This is a genomic window from Mesorhizobium sp. WSM4848 (assembly GCF_055811375.1).
The window spans coordinates 20,154-38,784 of sequence record NZ_JBVVPX010000034.1; the positions used below are offsets into that span (position 1 = coordinate 20,154).

Genomic DNA, 18,631 nt, shown 5'->3' on the forward strand with positions numbered 1-18,631 from the left:
TAGAGTGGATCGCGAGGTCGTGTCGAGGACACCAAACGTCAGACTGGGATATCTCCCTTCGCCCAGCCCTCGGAAATCTCTGCCGCCCGCGCCTCAAAGGCGCCTGCTTCGATGGCGGCACGAATGTCCTGCATCAGCTTCTGATAGTAGGAAAGATTGTTCCAGGTCAGAAGCATCGCCCCCAGCGCCTCTTGCGAGCGAACCAGATGGTGCAGGTAGGCGCGTGAATAATCTCTAGCGGCCGGGCAGTCGCTCTCCTCGTCCAGCGGCCGCGGATCGTCGGCATGGCGGGCGTTGCGCAGATTGACCTTGCCGCGCCTTGTATAGGCGAGGCCATGACGGCCGGCGCGTGTCGGCATCACGCAATCGAACATGTCGATGCCGCGCGCCACCGATTTCAATATGTCGTCAGGCGTGCCGACACCCATCAGATAGCGCGGCCTGTCCGCCGGCAGCTCCGGGCAGGTGATGTCGAGCATTTCGAGCATCACCGGTTGCGGCTCGCCGACCGCCAGCCCGCCGATCGCGTAGCCCTTGAGGTCCATCGCTTTCAGCGCCTGCGCCGAGCGCAGCCGCAGGGCCGCTATGTCGCCGCCCTGGACGATGCCGAACATCGCCTTGCCCTGCTGGTCGCCGAACGCCGTCCTGCAACGCTCGGCCCAGCGCAGCGACAGCTCCATCGCCCGCTCGATCTCTTTCTCCATGGCCGGCAGCGCGGTGCATTCGTCGAGCTGCATCTGGATGTCGGCGCCGAGCAGTCCCTGGATTTCGATCGAGCGCTCGGGTGACATCTCATAGGCGGCGCCGTCGATATGGGAGCGGAAGGTGACGCCCTTTTCGGTCAGTTTCCTCAGCTTCGACAGCGACATCACCTGGAAGCCGCCGCTGTCGGTCAGTATCGGATGCGGCCAGCGGGCGAATTCATGCAGACCGCCAAGCCGCGCCACACGCTCGGCGCCCGGCCGCAGCATCAGATGATAGGTGTTGCCAAGGATGATGTCCGAGCCGACGCCGCGCACCTGATCCATATACATGGTTTTGACCGTGCCGCCGGTGCCGACCGGCATGAAGGCCGGCGTGCGGATTTCTCCGCGCGGCATGGTGATGGAGCCACGCCGCGCTTTGCCGTCGGTCGCCAGCACCTTGAAGGTGAACGCTTTAGTCATTGAATTCCTTGTTCTATACCGGGCGCGCGTCCATCGTTCTCCTGCTTGAACAGCAGGCTTGCATCTCCGTAGGAGTAGAACCTGTAGCGGTTCTCGATGGCATGCGCATAGGCCGCACGCATCGTTTCCAGACCGCAAAACGCCGAAACCAGCATGAACAGCGTCGAGCGCGGCAGATGGAAATTGGTCATCAGCATGTCGGCGGCCTTGAAGCGATAGCCGGGCGTGATGAAGATGTCGGTCGGACCCGACCATCCGGCCAGCGTGCCGTCCTCCCGCGCGGCGCTCTCCAGCAGCCGTAACGACGTCGTGCCGACGGCGATGATGCGCCCGCCACGCGCCTTTGCCGCGTTCAGCGCCTCGGCGGTTTCCGGGCTGACCGAACCGATCTCGGCATGCATCTTGTGGTCGGCGGTGTCGTCGACTTTCACCGGCAGGAACGTGCCGGCGCCGACATGCAGGGTGACGAAGCGCTGCTCGACGCCCTTGGCATCGAGCGCGGCGAAAAGCTCGGGCGTGAAATGCAGACCGGCAGTGGGGGCCGCCACAGCCCCCTCCTCCTTGGCATAGATCGTCTGGTAGTCGCTGCGGTCGCGCTCGTCGTCGTCGCGCTTCGAAGCGATATAAGGCGGCAGCGGAATGTGGCCAACGGCGTGCAGCGCCTCGTCGAGAAACGGACCTGAGAGGTCAAAACCAAGCAAAGCCTCGCCGGCCTCGCCCTTCTCGATCACGGTGGCATCGAGCTGGCCGAGAAAGCAGGAACTGGCGTCATGGCCGAAATGGATGCGGTCACCGGCGACGATGCGCTTGCCCGGCCGCATGAAAGCCAGCCAGCGGTCCGGCGCCACCCGCATGTGCAGCGTGGCTTCGATTTGCGCCGCCGCTTCGCCGCGCCGCCTGATGCCCTTTAACTGTGCCGGAATGACTTTGGTATCGTTGAAGACCAGCACGTCACCGGTCTCGAGCAGCGACGGCAGCTCGCGCACCGTCCGGTCTTCGAGGCCCTCACCCGGCCTGACAACCAGCATTTTGGCTTTGTCGCGCGGTTCTGCCGGTCGAAGCGCGATGCGCTCTTCCGGCAGATCAAAGTCGAAAAGATCGACGCGCAAGAAAATCCCGCCTCAAAATTCCGGGCAGGACACCGCCCAGGCGCCAACACCGTCGATGCTCAGCGTGCCGCCCATTGCGGAATTGGACTGTTCCCTGGCCTTGACCAGTCGCAATTTGGCGACGATCGAGCTGATGCCCTCGTCGGTGAGATCGATCGCCACGTGCTGGTCGTCCTCGAATGCCTGTCCGACGATGACTTTCGTCGAACCCGGCTGACTGTCGGTGGTCCAGTTCCTGCCGCCGGCATCAAGCCATACACGCGCAACCGCGATGACGGCAGTGTGCCCCATCAGGACGTCGATCGATGCTGCGTCGCCTTCAGCGCTGCAAACGATCGATTCCGTCGCCAGCGCCGGAGCGGCCGCCGCGGCAAGCATCAGAGTGATAGCCGCGACAGCCCAGGAGGTCATTTCACGTCTGCCGCGACCTTCAGCGACACGATCTTGTCGGGATCCGGCACCGGCTCGCCGCGCTTGATCTTGTCGACATTGTCCATGCCTTCGATGACCTGGCCCCAGACCGTGTATTGGCGGTTGAGGAAGGCGGCATCGTCGAAGCAGATGAAGAATTGCGAGTTGGCCGAGTTCGGGTTCTGCGAGCGCGCCATCGAGCAGGTGCCGCGGCCGTGATTGGCGTTGGAGAACTCCGCCTTCAGGTCGGGCTTGTCGGAGCCGCCGGTGCCGGCGCGCGCCGGTGCGAAAGAGGGCTTGCTGGAATTGCCGAATTTCACGTCGCCGGTCTGCGCCATGAAACCGTCGATGACGCGGTGGAACACCACGCCGTCATAAGCGCCTTCGCGCGCCAGGTCCTTGATGCGGCCGACATGGCCAGGCGCCAGATCGGGAAACAGTTCGATGACGACCGTGCCCTTGGTCGTTTCCATGATGAGTGCGTTCTCGCGGTCCTTGATCTCGGCCATGTCAGAATATCCTTTGAAATAAATGGGTTTACTTGCCGTCGGCGGCGATGCGCACCTTGATCATGCGATCGGGATCGGTGACGACCCCGTTCTGCGCTGTGTCGCCTTTCTTGATCTTGTCCACCAACTCCATGCCGTTCTCGACATTGCCGACGATGGTGTACTGGCCATCGAGCGGCGGCGCCGGCGCGAACATGATGAAGAACTGCGAATTGGCGGAATCCGGGTCCTGCGAGCGGGCCATCCCGACCACGCCGCGCTGATAGCGCTCGGTCTTCGAGAATTCGGCCGGCAGGTCGGGAAGATCGGAACCGCCGGTGCCGACTGCGTCGGCGCTGAAGCCGTTCTTCATGTTGCCGAACTTCACGTCGCCGGTCTGCGCCATGAAGCCGTCGATGACACGGTGGAAAGCGACGTTGTCATAAGCGCCCTGGCGCACCAGCTTCTTGATCTGCTCGACATGCTTCGGCGCGAGATCGGGCCTGAGCGCGATGGTCACGTCGCCGTCCTTCAGCGTGATGATCATCGTGTTTTCCGGTTCGGCGGCGAACGCCGAAACGGATGCGGTCACAAGACCGAAAACAACGACAAAGCAGGTGGCGAGCCTTTTGAGCTGCATGGGATCTTTCTCCGAAAACCTTTGTTTCACGCATGTCGTTGCCCCAAACCGGGTTCCACTTTAGGCGACATGCATTATTTCGCGAATTTGGCGGTGAGCGCGCCAGCCACGGCCGCCGGCACGAAGGGGCGGATGTCGCCGCCCATCGAGGCTATCTGACGGACAAGTGTGGCGGTAATGGTTCGCACCGAAGGGCTGGCGGGCAGAAAAACCGTCTGCAGTTCCGGCGCCATGGTCTCGTTCATACCGGCCATCTGCATCTCGTAGTCGAGATCGGTGCCGTCGCGCAGGCCACGGATCATGATCGAGGCGCCCTGCTTCCTGGCAGCGTCGATGACCAGCCCGTCGAAAGCGACGACCTTGATGCGCGCGCCGTCGCGGCCGAATTCGGCCTTCGTCGCAGCTTCGATGAGGCCGACCCGCTCCTCGAATGAAAACAGCGGTTTCTTGCCGGGATGAATGCCGATCGCCGCATAGACGGTGTCTGCCACGGCCAGCGACGCCTTCAGCACGTCGAGATGGCCGTTGGTCGGCGGGTCGAAGGAGCCGGCATAAAGGGCGATGCGTTCGGTCATGGCAGGGTGCTTCTAGCGAGCCTCTCTGGCAAAGGCAATCCGATCAGCGAGTCGCCGATGCACGTCGCCGCAAAAGCCTGCCTTGGGCCTGCCCCAGGGCCTGACCCGAGGGTGCGCAGCGGCTTTGGAACAACGGCATCCACCTAAACGGGACTTCTAAGCGCATCGCTTGAGCCACGATAATCGCGATGCGCTTTGAGTGAACCTTTTGGCCGAGATGAACGACCAATGAATGGGCCGATCACGAAGGCTTCACGCAGCGTTCATTAGATTGCAGCTTCAGAAGATGAAACCAAAACCCCATTTGATCGTTGCTAGGTGCAGGAGAACACGCACATGCTGATCTACATGCTCGCCACCGCAATGACCGTCGCCATGCTGATCGCCACCGTATTCGGGCTGCATCAGGAAGCAGGGCGTGTCCGCGCCAAGGCCAATACCAAACGGTTCGAAGGCTTCGGTATCCGCAAGCCTTATCGCCACTTCTGAACCGGCCGCTATCTGTTGACGGCGCCGGTCCCACGGGCCGGCACTCCCCAATCAAGGCCTAGTCGACGTTGTTGTCCGGGCCAGCGCCTTCAGTACCGGTATCCAGGGTTGCGTCGCCCTCGACGCTCTCTTCGGCTTCCTCGTCCGACTGCGGTTCCGTTATCCGCTCCACCGAAACGACCTTCTCGCCGTCAGCTGTGTTGAAGATTGTCACGCCCTTGGTGGCGCGGCTGGCGAAGCGAATTCCGTTGACCGGCACGCGGATGACGGTGCCGCCATCCGAGACAAGCATGATCTGGTCGTCATTGCCGACCGGGAAAGTCGCCACCAGGCGGCCGATCTCAGCCACTTTCGACACATCGGTGGCGCGGATACCCTTGCCGCCGCGCCCTATCTGGCGGAAATCATAGGAAGACGAGCGCTTGCCGTAGCCATATTCCGTCACCGTCAGCACGAACTGCTCGTGTGCCTTGAGGAATTCGTAGCGCTCGTCGGAAAGCTCCGTCTCCTCGCCGACCTCCTCATTGGTGAGCTGGAAGTCTTCGTCCTCGCCCGCCGCAATGCCGGCGGCGAGCCGCCGTTCGGCCGCCACCCGCTTGAGATAGGCGGCGCGCTCGGCCGGCGACGCATCGACATGTTCGATCACCGCCATCGAGATCACCCGGTCGGTGGCAGCCATGGCGATGCCGCGCACGCCGACCGAATTGCGGCTCTGGAAGACGCGCACGTCGCTGACCGAAAAGCGTATGCACTGGCCGGAGCTTGCGGTCAGCAGCACGTCGTCATTGTCGGTGCAGGTCTCGACGCCGAGTATCTCGTCGCCTTCCTCTTCCAGCTTCATGGCAATCTTGCCGTTGCGGTTGACCTGGACGAAGTCCGACAGCTTGTTGCGGCGCACCGTGCCGCGCGTCGTGGCGAACATCACGTCGAGTTCGCCCCAGCTGGTCTCGTCCTCAGGCAGCGGCATAATGGTGGTGATGCGTTCGCCCTGCTCCAGCGGCAGCATGTTGATCAGCGCCTTGCCGCGTGACTGCGGGTTGCCGATCGGCAGGCGCCACACCTTTTCCTTGTAGACGATGCCACGCGAGGAGAAGAACAGCACCGGCGTGTGCGTGTTGGCGACGAACAGCCGGGTGACGAAATCCTCTTCCTTGGTCGACATGCCGGAGCGGCCTTTGCCGCCGCGGCGCTGCGCCCGGTAGAGCGACAACGGCACACGCTTGATGTAGCCGGAATGGCTGACCGTCACGACCATGTCCTCGCGCTGGATTAGGTCCTCGTCTTCCATATCCGCCCCGCCCTCGGACAGCTCGGTGCGGCGCGGCGTGCCGAACTCGTCGCGCACCGCGGCAAGCTCGTCCTTGACGATCTGCTGAATGCGGGCGCGCGACGACAGGATGTCCAGGTAATCCTTGATCTCGTCGCCAATCGTGTTCAACTCGTCGGCGATCTCGTCGCGGCCGAGCGCGGTCAGCCGCTGCAGGCGCAGTTCGAGGATGGCGCGCGCCTGTTCCTCGGACAAATTGTAGGTGCCGTCATCGTTGATGCGGTGGCGCGGATCGTCGATCAGCAGGATCAGCGATTCAACGTCGCCAGAGGGCCAGCGCCGCTCCATCAACTGCTCGCGCGCCGTCTGCGGATCCGGCGCGGTGCGGATCAGCTTTATCACCTCGTCGATGTTGGCGACGGCAATGGCAAGGCCGACCAGCACATGGGCACGGTCGCGCGCCTTGCGCAGCAGGAATTTCGTGCGCCGGCTGATCACGTCCTCGCGGAAGGCGACGAACGCCTTCAGCATGTCGGTCAGCGTCAGCAATTCCGGCTTGCCGCCGTTCAGCGCCACCATATTGGCGCCGAACGACGTCTGCAGCGGCGTGAAACGGTAGAGCTGGTTGAGGATGACGTCGGCGACCGCGTCGCGCTTCAGTTCGATGACGACACGGTAGCCCTGGCGGTCGCTCTCGTCGCGGATGTCGGAAATGCCCTCGATGCGCTTGTCGCGCACCAGCTCGGCCATCTTCTCGATCATCGACGACTTGTTCACCTGATAGGGAACCTCGGTGATGACGATCGATTCACGGTCGTTGCCGCGCGCCTCGACGTTGACGCGGCCGCGCATGACGATGGAGCCGCGGCCGGTCGAATAGGCGCTGTAGATGCCGGAACGGCCGAGCACGATGCCGCCGGTCGGGAAATCCGGCCCTGGAATGATCTCCATCAGCGCCGGCAGATCGATCGCCGGATTGTCGATGAGGGCAATGGCGCCGTTGCAGACCTCGCCCAGATTGTGCGGCGGGATGTTGGTGGCCATGCCGACGGCGATACCGCCGGAGCCGTTGACCAACAGGTTCGGGAAGCGAGCCGGCAGGACTTTCGGTTCGCTGCCGGACGCATCATAAGTGTCCTGGAAATCGACGGTGTCCTTGTCGATGTCTTCCAGCAGCTCATGCGCGACCTTGGTCAGCCGCGATTCGGTGTAACGCATCGCCGCCGGCGGATCGCCGTCGATCGAGCCGAAATTGCCCTGCCCGTCGATCAGCGGCACGCGCAGCGACCAGTCCTGCGCCATCCGCACCAAGGCGTCGTAGATCGAGGCGTCGCCATGCGGATGGTATTTACCCATCACGTCGGCGACCGGGCGGGCCGACTTCACATATTTGCGGTTCCAGTGATAGCCGCTCTCGTGGGCGGCGTAGAGGATGCGGCGATGCACCGGCTTCAGCCCGTCGCGCACGTCGGGCAGCGCACGGCTGACGATCACGCTCATCGCGTAATCGAGATAGGAGCGCTGCATCTCCTCGATAATGGATATCGGCTCGATGCCGGTCGGGCCGCCGTCGGCGCCGCGCGGTGTCTTCTGGTCGGTCAAATCAGGTCACAATCTAATCGGGAATCACTTGGTGCTTATATAGGAAGCCGGGTCGAAACTCCAACGTCCACGGCAGTTTTCCAGTGGCGATTTTTGTGGTGATTTCAAAAGGATATCACTGATTGCGACGATATGGCCGAGGCGCTTTCGCGGCCGCCGGGGCAAAGCTCATTGTCAGGCCAATTTTTTGCCTCACAAAGCCGGGACGGCGGTTGCGCTCGGCGATTTGTCGCCCTGCTGCCGGAGCCGGTAGGCGCCGGGCGCCTCCCCCATCACGCGGCGGAAACGGCGGTTGAAGGTCGACAAATCGTTGAACCCGGCCTCGAAGGCGATCGTCGAGATCGCCTCGTCCGACATGCGCAGCCGCACCGCCGCCCTGTGCAGCCGGGTTTTCAGCACGAACTGGTAGGGCGTCATGCCCGCGACATGCCGGAAGCTGCGCAGGAAATGGTAAGGACTGGTTGCCGTTTCGCTTGCAAGCTCGGCGAGCGAGACCGGCCTTTCGGCATCCTTTTCGATGCGCCGCACCGCCTCCGCGACGCGTTTCTGATCGCGGCGGCTCGGTGACCGGGCAGCGGGCGTGATACCGGAGGCGACGGCTGCGCCGGCAATCCGCAGTCCGAGTTCCTCGAACGCCTCGATATCGGCCATCTCGCGCGCGGCTTCCGCGTCGGCCAGCAGCCGTGCCAGCGCCGGCAAGGGCGGCAGAAGCGGCGCCTCGAAGGCCAGCTTCTTCGCGCCCGGCATGTCGGCGGCGATCTGCTCCATATAGGCCGGGCTGAAATGATAGGAGATGCAGCGGTCGCCGGCGCCATGCTCGTGCCCACACTCGTAGCAAGTGCCAGCGTTGCCGAGCAGGAGCGCACCCGGCGTCAGCATCGCCGTGCCCTGGCGTGCGCGGTAGCGGAAGGTGCCGTTGGTCACCACGGCGACGCAGAAGTTGCGATGCTCTTCCTCGAACGGGCGATCAGCGGCGCCGGCGGTGCAGACCACGTCCGACACCCGCCAGCCTTTTCCGGACGCCAGTGTATGCACGCTCGTCGTCATGGCCGAAACATAGCAATTTTTCCCAAGCGCAAGAAGACTGCCAAGGCCGATTCTTCCCGGTCTCCTGACAATGTGGGCAGAAACTATGTTCAATTCATCTTCCTTTGCCGAAGCCTTGCACAGTGACGGGCCAGCCGCAGGCCTTGCCGAGAAACTGGATCTTTACGGCCGCTTCGTCGGCGCCTGGACGTTCGATGCCACGCGCCATCTCGAAGACGGCCAGGTGTTGACCGGGCGTGGCGAGGTGCATTTCGGCTGGGTGCTCGAGGGCCGCGCGATCCAGGACGTATGGATCTTGCCCGCGCGGAACACTGGCGCACAGGGCTCGCTCGGCAAATGGACCTTCTATGGCACGACACTGCGCGTCTATGACCCCGGCGTCGATGCCTGGCATATCTTCTGGAGCGATCCGCGCACCCAGTATTACAGCCGCCAGCTCGGCCGCGACGAGGGCGACACCATCGTCCAGCAAGGCGCCGACGGCACCGGCGCTTCGGTGCGCTGGAGTTTTTCCCGGATTACCGAAAACTCCTTCCGCTGGCTGGGCGAACGCTCGCAGGACGATGGCGTGACCTGGCGGCTCGAAGTCGAGTTCCTGGCGCGGCGCGCGAGTGGAAGTTAATGGGTACCGAGGAACGCAGCGGTGCGAAATGAGAGCCGCAGCGATCCTTCCCACCCCCTCTGTCCTGCCGGACATCTCCCCCGCAAGGGGGAAGATCGGATATCACATCGGCCTACGCCAAATCTCCAACGTTGAACAAGATGGCGCGGCTAGCTGAGCTGCCATCTCCCCCCTTGCGGGGGAGATGGCCGGCAGGCCAGAGGGGGGTGCTGTCCCGCCGACATCAGAAGATTTCCGGCACGCGGGCAGTTTTCTCCACCAGTTTCCACCACCCCGGCTTTGCTCTACCAATGCAGGCTCTCGGGCACGGCCCGGCGGGGAGGGTCAGAGATGCCGAGCTTCGACAGCCTGTTCAACGCGTTCGTCACCATTCTGGTGACCATCGACCCGCCCGGCCTGGCGCCGCTCTTCCTCGCCGTGACGCGCGGCATGAACCGCGAGGAGCGCAACCAGGTTTCCGTGCGCGCCTCGATCATCGCTTTCCTGGTGATGGCGCTGTTTGCAATCGCCGGCGCATCGATCCTGTCGGTGTTCGGCATCACGCTGCCGGCCTTCCGCGTCGCCGGCGGGTTCCTGCTGTTCTTCATCGCCTTCGAAATGGTGTTCGAGCGCCGGCAGGACCGCAAGGAGAAGATCGGCGACGTCGCCATCACCAAGGACATGATCCACAACATCGCCGCCTTTCCGCTGGCGATCCCGCTGATCGCCGGTCCGGGCGCAATTTCAGCGACCGTCCTGCTGTCCGGCTCGTTTCCAGGTTTTGGTGCGCAGGCAGCCCTTGTCGGCATCATCGCGATCTGCCTTGTCATCACCTATCTGGTGTTCGTGCTGGCCGAGCGCATCGACCGGGTCCTCGGTCAGACCGGCCGCTCGATCCTGACACGGCTGCTCGGTGTCATCCTGGCGGCGCTCGCCGTGCAGTTCGTCGCCGACGGCGTCAAGGCGTTGATGGCGGCATGAAAATGAAAGCGGCCTCGCGCTTGATTGCCGAGGCCGTCATTTTCGGCTCCCCGCTCGCGCCACGAACCGCCACTGGCGGGCGCTATCCTACTTAGCCGTCGTATCAATAACTTCGAAGTCGTGGGTGATCTCGGCAGTCTTGGCGATCATCGCCGAGGCCGAGCAGTATTTTTCGATCGAAAGATCGATTGCCCGTCTGACCTTGTCATGCGAAAGCGCTCGGCCCTTGACGATGAAATGCATATGGATGCGGGTGAACACCCGCGGCTCCTTCTCCGCCCGGTCGGCATCGAGTTCGACCACGCAGTCTTCGACCGCCTCGCGCCCCTTTTCGAGGATGTGGACGACATCATAGGCCGAGCAGCCGCCGGTGCCGAGCAGCACCAGTTCCATCGGGCTTGGCCCCGGCGTCTTGCCATCCGGTCCGAACGCGGTCCCAAGCACCACCTTGTGACCGCTGCCGGACTCGCCGACGAAAGTGCGCTCCTCGACCCATTTGATCCGTGCTTTCACCTGATACGTCCTTTCACCGTGCACCGCTCAAACGCACAACGTCCCGAAAATCCGAGACAGATTTTCGGGACGCCAATGCGTGGCCTCAAGTAGCTGGTTGTCAGCTCGTGCAGAGCCGCTCGCACCGAGGGATCAGAACGGAATTTCGTCGTCGAGTTCGCGCGACGAACCGCCGCCACCCTTGTTGCCGCCACCGCCGCCGCGATTGAGACTCTCGCCCGGGCCGGACTGGCCGAAATCGGAACCGCGGCTGCTGCCGCCACCGGCGTAGCTGCCGACCTGACCGCCCTCGCCCTGCCCGCGTGCGTCGAGCATCTGCAGCTCGCCACGGAACTTCTGCAGCACGATTTCGGTCGTGTAGCGGTCATTGCCGGTCTGGTCCTGCCATTTGCGCGTCTGCAACTGGCCCTCGACATAAACCTTCGCACCCTTCTTCAGATACTGCTCGGCGACCTTGGCGAGCTGCTCGTTGAAGATCACGACATTGTGCCACTCGGTCTTTTCCTTGCGCTCGCCGGAAGTCTTGTCGCGCCAGCTTTCCGACGTGGCGACGCGGATATTGACGACCGGCTCACCCGAATTCAAACGGCGGATTTCCGGGTCCGCCCCGAGATTGCCCACCAGAATGACCTTGTTGACGCTACCCGCCATGACACTTCTCCACGCTCATCCGAAAACAAATTTTTCTCGCTCTCACCTTATAGACTGCGGACAATCCCCGCCTGCCGTGGCTGGCTTTTCCCACAAGGTTTTTGTTCTCTTTTCGTTCTAGTCTCATTTGACCCTTATTGTCAAGGAATGTCAGCAACAAGTAGTATCTTGGGCCTGGAAATTCCACGATATCTGGCCGCCGGGATCGAAGGTTGAACACAATGAAGGCAGTTGCACATGAGGACCAGCCGCAAGAAGAGTGGCGAGCGGGAGTACAAACCCGCATGCACGTCTCGGCCCGCAACGGCGCAGCTCAACTTTGCATATTTGAACAATGGGTCGAGCCCTGGGTTGGCGCCCCGACACATTGGCACCCGGTCGAGGAAGTGCTTACCGTGATCGCTGGCAAGGCCGAAATGTGGATCGATGAGGAGCGTGTCGTCTTGATTCCCGGGCAGTCCCTTGTTGTTCCCGCGCACAGCAAACATGGCTTCCGAAACGTCGGCTCAGAAATGCTTCATATCCACGCCGTGCTCGCGTCTCCAATTTTCGAGGCGACGTTCGACGGGTCCCCCGAGATGGTGAGACACTGGCTTCTAACGAGCCTGTAAAACAGCTCCCTGCCTAAAACACCGCCATCCTAAAGCACCGCTTGCCAAATCAATAAGTGTCGACTTATGCTTCTATCATGATCGAAGCCGAGATTTTTCGAGCGCTATCCGACCCGACGCGCCGCGCCGTCTACGAACGGCTCGCCGCCGGCGAGATGACCGTATCGGAACTGTGCAGCGGCATGAGCGTGTCGCAACCGGCCGTCTCGCAGCATCTCGCAGTGCTGCGCGGCGTAGCATTCAGACACGGCGGCAGACTCGATCGAGTTCGAGTGCGAACTTCCGCACCCGCCGGAAAAAGTGTGGCGGGCGCTGACGGTGCCGGACCTGCTCGCGGCCTGGATGATGCCGAACGACATCAAGCCGGAGATCGGCAGCCGCTTTGCCTTTGCCAAGGCGGATGCACCGATCGAGTGCGAAATTCTCGACGCCGAGCCCGAACGCCTGCTGCGTTACTCCTGGCGGGAGCGGCCGGCGCCTGGCAATACAGCGCATCCGCTCACCAGCCCGCTGGATAGCCCAATGGATAGCATCGTCACCTTCACGCTCGACCGCACAGTGTCGGGCGGCACGCATCTGCGCATCGTCCACGACGGATTTGCGCGAGTAGCTACGCCTGCGGTTGCCGGCGCCGGTTGCCGGCTTTCGCTCAACGCACACAGCCCCAGACAGATCATGGCCGCAAACACGCCTCGCCTCTCCCTGCGCGCGGCCTGAGCGGCACAACGGAGAAAAGCGATGAGCGGTTTTGCCAATCTGGTGCCGATGGTGATCGAGCAGTCGAGCCGCGGCGAACGCGCCTTCGACATTTTCTCGCGGCTGCTGCGCGAGCGCATCGTCTTCATCAACGGTCCGATCGACGACAATGTGTCGGCGCTGGTCTGTGCCCAGCTTCTGTCGCTGGAATCCGACAACCCGGACAAGGAGATATCGCTCTACATCAACTCGCCAGGCGGCGTGGTGACCAGCGGCTTCGCGATCTACGACACGATGCAGTATATAAGCAGTCCGGTATCCACCGTCTGCATGGGCTTGCCGCCTCGATGGCCTCGTTCCTGCTGATGGCCGGCACACCGGGGCGACGCATCGCGCTGCCCAACACCAGCATCCTGCTGCATCAGCCGTCAGGTGGTTTCCAGGGCCAGGCCTCCGACATCCAGCGCCACGCCGAAGGCATCCTCAGGACCAAGCGGCGCATGACCGAGCTTTACGCGCACCATTGCGGTCGCACATGCGAAGAGGTCGAACGCACGCTCGACCGCGACCATTTCATGACCGCCGCGGAGGCAAAGACCTGGGGCCTTGTCGATCATGTTTTCGATACGCGCAAACAGGCGGCTTGAAAGCCGAACGCCATGAGCGATAAAAACCAAGCCGTTCGGCCAGTTTGATCGCCACCGGTCTGGCGTCGGCCAGAGTGCGGCGATACAGTCCGCCGATGTCCAGGATTTCACGCGTTTGCTTGAACCGGCCGATTATCGGTATCGCCGTCGCGGCGATTACCTCCGGCACGGCAGGCTCCCCCTTCTCCCCTTGTAAGGCAGGGCTGTCCGGGGAAAGTTTTTCGGTTGCATACCGGGCTGCGGACGACTCGCATCGATTGCATTTTTCGACTTTTGGACCCCGAGCGGTGCTTCTCTTTCCGCATGCGCACCGGTCGAACGACGAAACGGACGCGGGCCATACCCTTCGGGGTTGCAATGCACCGCCCAAAGACTCGTCCGAGCTGCACAAGAACTTTCCCCGGACAGCCCTGCTTGTAAGGGGAGAAGGCAAGACCGCTATTACCCGCCCCCGGCGATAGGACATCGACCATCGCTGCCACAATGTCAGAAGTGCCAGGCACTCGTGCGCTTGCGGCTCTGAAATGAACAGCCCCGCCGCTGCTTCCGCAAACGGTCGGGGCTTTTTTGGATCTGAAATCCAAACTGGCCGGGAGTACACTGCCGGCTTTTGATTTCGGATGCTTCGCGGCATTCAGCCGACGATCCGACTAGTAGTCTCTGATTTTAATGGGATCGGCAGGTCACGGTTTGTCGGGCGGCGCAAAACGCCTGGCCCTGGCACTTATGCCTGCCGCGGCTCCAGCGACACGTGGAGCCTCAAGGGACTGTCCGGTGGAGTCATTCCTCTGCTCTCCTTTTCTGTCCATTGCGACTGGTGTCGTCCGAAGCGCATATCGCAAAAGCCTGCGGCGTCTCGCAGGCCACCTTGGGGCGGCGAGGCCATCGAAAGACGGTCGGCTTCGGTGACGTTTGGAGTCTGCCCCCCTGAGCCCGAGACGTCAACAGTTGGATAGCCGATTTACCAAAACGTGATCGCTTGTGTGGCGAATCCGAAATTTGCATCCGTTTTAAGCAGCGCGACATCGGCTGTGGACTACATGGACGCATTTGTCAGGAGCGTGTTCGGCCTTTGTTCTTTCCGCTTGCTCGCCCGCGCGAAAGACGGTTAAAGGCTTGGTCGAGAGTTCTCTCGAAACGGTGGCGAAAATACCTACATGGGAGATGGCCGGGACAACCCGCCATCCCACGAGATTCCAGATCTGAGGCGGCGACCGGCGATGGCCGACCATAAATATCTTTCGATTCGCGGGGCGCGCGAACACAATCTGAAGAATGTCGATCTCGACCTGCCGCGTGACAGCCTGATCGTCATGACCGGCCTGTCGGGGTCAGGCAAGTCGTCGCTCGCTTTCGACACCATCTATGCCGAGGGCCAGCGCCGCTACGTCGAGAGCCTGTCGGCCTATGCGCGGCAGTTCCTCGAAATGATGCAAAAGCCTGATGTCGACCAGATCGACGGCTTGTCGCCGGCCATCTCCATCGAGCAGAAGACCACGTCGAAGAACCCGCGTTCGACGGTTGGCACCGTCACTGAGATCTACGACTACATGCGGCTGCTGTTCGCGCGCGTCGGCATCCCCTATTCGCCGGCCACCGGCTTGCCGATCGAGAGCCAGACGGTGTCGCAGATAGTCGACCGCGTGCTGGCGGTCGAGGAAGGCACCCGTCTGTTCATCCTGGCGCCGATGGTGCGAGGCCGCAAAGGCGAATACCGCAAGGAACTGCTGGAGCTGCAGAAAAAGGGTTTTCAGCGCGTCAAGGTCGACGGCGTCTTTTACGAAATCGCCGACGTGCCGGCGCTGGACAAGAAGTACAAGCATGACCTCGACGTCGTCGTCGACCGCATCGTCGTGCGCGGCGATCTGGCGACGCGGCTTGCTGATTCCATCGAGACCGCGCTGAAGCTCGCCGACGGGCTGGCGGTGGCCGAATTCGCCGACCGGGCGCTCGACGCCAGCCAGACCGGCGAGGATTCGGTCAACAAGTCGAAGAACGAGACGCATGAGCGCATCCTGTTCTCCGAAAAATTCGCCTGCCCGGTGTCCGGCTTCACCATTCCCGAGATCGAGCCTAGGCTGTTCTCCTTCAACAACCCGTTCGGCGCCTGCCCGACCTGCGACGGCCTCGGCAGCCAGCGCGCCATCGACGCCAGCCTGATCGTGCCCGACGACAATCTGTCGCTGCGCGCCGGCGCCGTCAGCCCATGGGCGAAATCGACCTCGCCCTATTACGTGCAGACGCTCGAGGCGCTGGGCAAGGCTTATGGCTTCAAGCTCGGCGACAAGTTCCGCGACCTGACTGCAGAGGCAAAGCATGCCATCCTGCACGGCACCGGCGAGCGCGAGGTCACTTTCCAGTACGATGACGGGCTGCGCTCCTACCAGACGACAAAGACCTTCGAAGGCGTCATCCCCAATCTCGAACGGCGCTGGAAGGAAACCGAATCTGCCTGGATGCGCGAGGAGATCGAGCGCTTCATGTCGGCCACGCCTTGCCCGGCCTGTCGCGGCTACCGGCTGAAGCCGGAAGCGCTTGCGGTGAAGATTGCCGGCAAGCACATCGGCGAGGTCACCGAGCTGTCGATCCGCAAGGCCGACCAATGGTTCACCGAACTGCCCGCCGCGCTCAGCGACAAGCAGAACGAGATCGCGGTGCGCGTGCTCAAGGAAATCCGCGAGCGGCTACGTTTCCTCAACGATGTCGGGCTCGACTACCTGACGCTGTCGCGCAATTCCGGCACGCTGTCGGGCGGCGAGAGCCAGCGCATACGGCTGGCCTCGCAGATCGGCTCCGGCCTCACCGGCGTGCTCTATGTGCTGGACGAGCCGTCGATCGGCCTGCACCAGCGCGACAATGCGCGCCTGCTCGACACGCTGAAGCATTTGCGCGACATCGGCAACACGGTGATCGTCGTCGAGCATGACGAAGACGCCATCCTGCATGCCGATTATGTCGTCGATATCGGCCCGGCCGCCGGCATCCACGGCGGCCACATCATCGCGCAGGGAACGCCGCAGCAGATCATGGCCAGCCCCGCCTCTATCACCGGCAAATATCTGTCCGGCGAGCTCGAAGTGGCGACGCCGGCGGTGCGGCGCGAGGCCAAGAAGAACCGGCGCCTGAAGATCGTCGGCGCGCGCGGCAACAATCTGAAGAACGTTACCGCCGAAATCCCGCTCGGCACCTTCACCGCCGTCACCGGCGTCTCCGGCGGCGGCAAGTCGACCTTCCTGATCGAGACCTTGTTCAAGGCGGCGTCGCGCCGCATCATGGGTTCGCGCGAGCACCCGGCCGAGCACGACCGCATCGAGGGCCTCGAATTCCTCGACAAGGTCATCGATATCGACCAGTCGCCGATCGGACGGACGCCGCGCTCCAATCCCGCCACCTATACCGGCGCCTTCACGCCGATCCGCGACTGGTTCGCCGGCCTGCCGGAATCCAAGGCGCGCGGCTATCAGCCAGGTCGCTTCTCGTTCAACGTCAAGGGCGGCCGCTGCGAGGCCTGCCAGGGCGACGGGGTCATCAAGATCGAGATGCACTTTTTGCCCGACGTCTACGTCACCTGCGACGTCTGCCACGGCAAGCGCTATAACAGAGAGACGCTCGACGTCCTGTTCAAGGGCAAGTCGATTGCCGATGTGCTCGACTTGACGGTCGAAGAAGGCGTCGATTTCTTCGCCGCAGTGCCCGGCGTGCGCGACAAGCTGGAGACGCTGAAACAGGTCGGCCTCGGCTACATCCATGTCGGCCAGCAGGCGACGACTTTGTCGGGCGGCGAGGCGCAGCGCATCAAGCTGGCCAAGGAACTGTCGCGCAAGGCGACCGGCAAGACGCTCTACATCCTCGACGAGCCGACCACCGGCCTGCATTTCCACGACGTCGCCAAGCTCTTGGAAGTGCTGCACGAACTGGTCGACCAAGGCAACACGGTGGTCGTCATCGAGCACAATCTCGAGGTGATAAAAACCGCGGACTGGGTGCTCGACCTCGGTCCCGAAGGCGGCGACGGCGGCGGCGAGCTGGTGGCCTCAGGCACGCCGGAGGATATCGTCCGTGAAAAACGCAGCTACACCGGCCAGTTCCTTAGGGAACTTTTGGAGCGGCGGCCCGGAGGCAAGCGCGAAGCGGCGGAGTGAGTGAAGGCTGGCTGGCGTTTGAGAGAACCTTCAAATGAAGATCAGAAGAACGTTTGCCGGTGATCTTGATGCTGTCGTCCGGCTGACGCAAGTCGCCTATGCGCCGCCCTACGCCCAATCCGCTTTTCGACATGGCTAAAGCTGGGGAAACGATCGGCCTGATCTATTTCAACCCGGGAGGACGACAGTGACTCAATCTGGAAAAATCCGCGCCGGCATGGGCGGCTGGACCTTCGAGCCATGGGACACGTCCTTTTACCCGGACAAGTTGTCCAAGGCGAAGCAGCTGCAATACGCGACCCGGCAGGTGCCCACTATCGAGGTCAACGGCACTTATTATTCGAGTTTCAAGGAGCCGACCTTCGTCAAGTGGGCAAACGAGGCGCCGGATGGTTTCGTCTATTCGCTGAAAGGCAACCGTTTCGTCACCAACCGCCGCGTGCTCGGTGAGGCCGGCGAGTCGATGATGCGTTTCCTGGGGTCGGGCCTCGCCGCACTCGGCGACAAGCTCGGGCCGATCCTGTGGCAGTTCGCGCCAACCAAAAAATTCGACGCGGACGATTTCGAGGCTTTCCTCAAGCTGTTGCCTGAAAAGCAGGACGGCGTTGCGCTGCGCCATGCGGTCGAGGTGCGCAACGACAGCTTCGCCGTGCCGGAATTCGCCGCCCTGGCGCGCAAATACAAGGTCGCGATCGTCTATGCCGACCACGCCAAATATCCAGCAATCGCCGACGCCACCGGCGATTTCGTCTACGTCCGGCTGCAGACCGGCAGCGACGACAATCCCGACTGCTACACGCCAAAGGCGCTCGACGAATGGGCGGCGCGGGCAAAGACCTGGGCGCAGGGCAAGGCGCCGGCCGACCTGCCGCGCGCCGATCCCTCAACCGAAGCATCGGTCAAACCGCGTGATGTGTTCGTCTACTTCATCACCGAAGGCAAGGCCCGCGCGCCGTCCGGCGCCATGGCGCTGATGAAGCGCGTCACAGGCTGAC

17 protein-coding genes and 2 pseudogenes are annotated in these 18,631 nt (G+C 62.6%); 9 read left to right on the forward strand and 10 right to left on the reverse strand.

Annotated features, from left to right (window positions below):
• Positions 1 to 38 precede the first annotated feature (38 nt).
• The 6 genes from tgt to coaD all read right to left on the reverse strand — a co-directional run bounded on the left by tgt (position 39) and on the right by coaD (position 4,389).
• Positions 39 to 1,166: a tRNA guanosine(34) transglycosylase Tgt gene (tgt, locus tag AC0L16_RS25780; protein ID WP_473624084.1), complete on the reverse strand. Its 1,128-nt coding sequence runs from the start codon at positions 1,164 to 1,166 to the stop codon at positions 39 to 41.
• Positions 1,163 to 2,275, reverse strand: coding sequence for a tRNA preQ1(34) S-adenosylmethionine ribosyltransferase-isomerase QueA (queA, locus tag AC0L16_RS25785; protein WP_473624086.1), 1,113 nt, complete (start codon positions 2,273 to 2,275; stop codon positions 1,163 to 1,165). The genes tgt and queA overlap by 4 nt, the downstream gene beginning before the upstream one ends.
• A gap of 12 nt (positions 2,276 to 2,287) precedes the next feature.
• Positions 2,288 to 2,686 carry a hypothetical protein gene (locus AC0L16_RS25790; protein WP_473624087.1) on the reverse strand — a complete coding sequence of 133 codons (399 nt, stop codon included), beginning with the start codon at positions 2,684 to 2,686 and terminating at the stop codon, positions 2,288 to 2,290.
• Positions 2,683 to 3,195, reverse strand: coding sequence for a peptidylprolyl isomerase (locus AC0L16_RS25795; protein WP_473624088.1), 513 nt, complete (start codon positions 3,193 to 3,195; stop codon positions 2,683 to 2,685). The genes AC0L16_RS25790 and AC0L16_RS25795 overlap by 4 nt, the downstream gene beginning before the upstream one ends.
• Positions 3,196 to 3,223: 28 nt before the next feature.
• Positions 3,224 to 3,814, reverse strand: coding sequence for a peptidylprolyl isomerase (locus tag AC0L16_RS25800; RefSeq protein ID WP_473624090.1), 591 nt, complete (start codon positions 3,812 to 3,814; stop codon positions 3,224 to 3,226).
• Positions 3,815 to 3,888: 74 nt separating this feature from the next.
• On the reverse strand, positions 3,889 to 4,389 hold the full coding sequence (gene coaD, locus AC0L16_RS25805) for a pantetheine-phosphate adenylyltransferase (protein WP_027151950.1): 501 nt from the start codon (positions 4,387 to 4,389) through the stop codon (positions 3,889 to 3,891).
• Between the two features lie 336 nt (positions 4,390 to 4,725).
• Between coaD and AC0L16_RS25810 the strand changes: the two genes are divergently transcribed.
• Complete coding sequence (locus AC0L16_RS25810) at positions 4,726 to 4,878, forward strand: hypothetical protein (RefSeq protein WP_473624091.1); 153 nt, start codon at positions 4,726 to 4,728, stop codon at positions 4,876 to 4,878.
• A 58-nt stretch (positions 4,879 to 4,936) separates the two neighbouring features.
• Here the strand turns inward: AC0L16_RS25810 and gyrA are convergent, their stop codons facing one another.
• Positions 4,937 to 7,747, reverse strand: a complete 2,811-nt coding sequence (gene gyrA / locus AC0L16_RS25815) for a DNA gyrase subunit A (protein WP_473624092.1) — start codon at positions 7,745 to 7,747, stop codon at positions 4,937 to 4,939.
• 192 nt (positions 7,748 to 7,939) lie between these two features.
• Positions 7,940 to 8,794, reverse strand: coding sequence for a helix-turn-helix transcriptional regulator (locus AC0L16_RS25820; RefSeq protein ID WP_473624093.1), 855 nt, complete (start codon positions 8,792 to 8,794; stop codon positions 7,940 to 7,942).
• Between the two features lie 85 nt (positions 8,795 to 8,879).
• Between AC0L16_RS25820 and AC0L16_RS25825 the strand changes: the two genes are divergently transcribed.
• Positions 8,880 to 9,416 (forward strand): hypothetical protein, encoded by a 537-nt coding sequence (locus AC0L16_RS25825; protein WP_473624094.1) that lies wholly within the window; start codon positions 8,880 to 8,882, stop codon positions 9,414 to 9,416.
• A 330-nt stretch (positions 9,417 to 9,746) separates the two neighbouring features.
• Positions 9,747 to 10,376 carry a MarC family protein gene (locus tag AC0L16_RS25830; RefSeq protein WP_128168113.1) on the forward strand — a complete coding sequence of 210 codons (630 nt, stop codon included), beginning with the start codon at positions 9,747 to 9,749 and terminating at the stop codon, positions 10,374 to 10,376.
• An 87-nt stretch (positions 10,377 to 10,463) separates the two neighbouring features.
• On the opposite strand, the gene AC0L16_RS25835 is transcribed toward AC0L16_RS25830, so the two are convergent.
• Together AC0L16_RS25835 and AC0L16_RS25840 are read right to left on the reverse strand one after the other, a co-directional pair.
• A complete protein-coding gene (locus AC0L16_RS25835; protein ID WP_473624095.1) occupies positions 10,464 to 10,889 on the reverse strand; it encodes an OsmC family protein in 426 nt (141 codons plus the stop codon).
• 132 nt (positions 10,890 to 11,021) lie between these two features.
• Entirely contained in the window at positions 11,022 to 11,540 is a 519-nt protein-coding gene (locus tag AC0L16_RS25840) for a single-stranded DNA-binding protein (RefSeq protein WP_091593708.1), read from the reverse strand.
• Between the two features lie 221 nt (positions 11,541 to 11,761).
• Between AC0L16_RS25840 and AC0L16_RS25845 the strand changes: the two genes are divergently transcribed.
• From AC0L16_RS25845 to AC0L16_RS25870, 6 genes and pseudogenes are all read left to right on the forward strand, one after another.
• Complete coding sequence (locus AC0L16_RS25845; RefSeq protein WP_473624096.1) at positions 11,762 to 12,151, forward strand: cupin domain-containing protein; 390 nt, start codon at positions 11,762 to 11,764, stop codon at positions 12,149 to 12,151.
• A 77-nt stretch (positions 12,152 to 12,228) separates the two neighbouring features.
• Positions 12,229 to 12,408: pseudogene (locus AC0L16_RS25850) on the forward strand (ArsR/SmtB family transcription factor); the annotation flags it as partial.
• Between the two features lie 61 nt (positions 12,409 to 12,469).
• On the forward strand, positions 12,470 to 12,868 hold the full coding sequence (locus AC0L16_RS25855) for an SRPBCC family protein (protein WP_473624098.1): 399 nt from the start codon (positions 12,470 to 12,472) through the stop codon (positions 12,866 to 12,868).
• Positions 12,869 to 12,889: 21 nt separating this feature from the next.
• Positions 12,890 to 13,494 (forward strand): annotated as a pseudogene (locus AC0L16_RS25860) (ATP-dependent Clp protease proteolytic subunit).
• A gap of 1,220 nt (positions 13,495 to 14,714) precedes the next feature.
• Entirely contained in the window at positions 14,715 to 17,636 is a 2,922-nt protein-coding gene (uvrA, locus tag AC0L16_RS25865) for an excinuclease ABC subunit UvrA (protein WP_473624099.1), read from the forward strand.
• A 187-nt stretch (positions 17,637 to 17,823) separates the two neighbouring features.
• Positions 17,824 to 18,630, forward strand: coding sequence for a DUF72 domain-containing protein (locus tag AC0L16_RS25870; protein ID WP_473624100.1), 807 nt, complete (start codon positions 17,824 to 17,826; stop codon positions 18,628 to 18,630).
• Position 18,631 lies beyond the last annotated feature (1 nt).